This is a genomic window from Pseudomonas sp. NPDC085632 (assembly GCF_044541255.1).
Taxonomy (GTDB): domain Bacteria; phylum Pseudomonadota; class Gammaproteobacteria; order Pseudomonadales; family Pseudomonadaceae; genus Aquipseudomonas.
Genome location: NZ_JBITSX010000119.1, coordinates 1 through 1,258, shown reverse-complemented (window position 1 = coordinate 1,258; position 1,258 = coordinate 1). Strand labels below are relative to the sequence as shown.

At 52.1% G+C, this 1,258-nt stretch carries 1 protein-coding gene; it reads right to left on the bottom strand.

The features are described 5' to 3' along the window. Positions 1-49: 49 nt before the first annotated feature. Positions 50-1,191 (bottom strand): IS3 family transposase gene (locus tag ACIF4X_RS29305; RefSeq protein ID WP_397484706.1). Its coding sequence is split into 2 segments (ribosomal slippage): positions 50-930 and positions 930-1,191, totalling 1,143 coding nucleotides; the frame shifts between segments, so codons are not numbered across the junction. Positions 1,192-1,258: the final 67 nt, after the last annotated feature.

The window sequence follows — 1,258 nt, the reverse complement described above, 5'->3', positions numbered from 1 at the left end:
TGATCTGGTCAAACGATACTGGACACGGTTATAGGGTTTAGGTCATTTCTCATGCTGCCAAGGCTTCCATTGCTACCGGAGTCCGATATCCGTTGTGACTGTGCAGCCTGATCCGATTGTAATAATGGGTCAGGTAGCGCAACACATCGGTACTGGCCTCATCTTCGTTTCGGTAGCCAGCCTTGGGTATCCATTCAGATTTCAAACTGCCAAAGAAACGCTCCATCGGGGCGTTATCCCAGCAGTTTCCTCGTCGACTCATGCTTTGTTTTATCCGCATCTCCGACAGCGTTTCACGGAACATTTTGCTGCTGTAATGGCAACCCTGATCCGAATGGAACATTAGGTTTTCAGGGCGTCCTCGCGACTCGAAAGCCATCTTTAACGCTCGACAGGTCAGAGCTGAATCCGGACTTCTGGACATCGCCCAGCCGACGATGCGGCGGGCATGCAGATCAAGTACAGCAGCCAGATAAACCCAGTAAGTACCGGCCCAAATGTAAGTCACGTCGCCACACCACACTCGATTGGGGGCCTCGACATTGAATTTACGCTCCAAATGATTGGGGGCGTATTGCGCCTCCGCACCGCTGGGTTTGTACCGATGCCTGCGCCGTTGCTGGCTCTTCAAACCGAGCTCGCGCATCAGGCTACGAGCCATGTAACGACCTACCGACTCTTTTTCGTTACACAGCGCTTTTGACAGGCTGCGCGCGCCCATTGATCCGCGACTTTGCTCATGTAGTTCAGCAGCCTTGATCTTTAGGCGATCGCGCTCGACATCCACTTTTGCACGCTGTTTCAGATGCTCGTAATAACTGCTGCGGTTGATCCCAAATACAACGCACAACTCGGATCTTGAATATTGCTCGCTTAACTCCTCGACCAGCCTTACCGATCGAGGGAATCCGACATCAAGAGAGCTGTAGCCTTTTTTAAAATTTCCTTTTCGCGCTCAATCCGTCGGATTGTTGCTTCCAGTTCCTGAATGCGTTGCTGATCAGCGGTCATGGCTTTGGACTTCTCAGGCGTCTTGCCGCTGCGCTCCGCACGTAGTTGCTCAACCCAGCGGCGCAGAGCTGTAGGGCCCACGCCCATTGCTTCGCAGGCTTCACTCACCGAATAGTCTTTATCCAAAACCAGGCAAGCCGCATCCCGTTTGAAATCTGTCGAAAAATATCGTCTGGTCAAATCACACCTCTTCGTTGGGCGTAGATTAACGCCCTTTAGGGGTGTCCAGAATCATTAAGCCAGATCA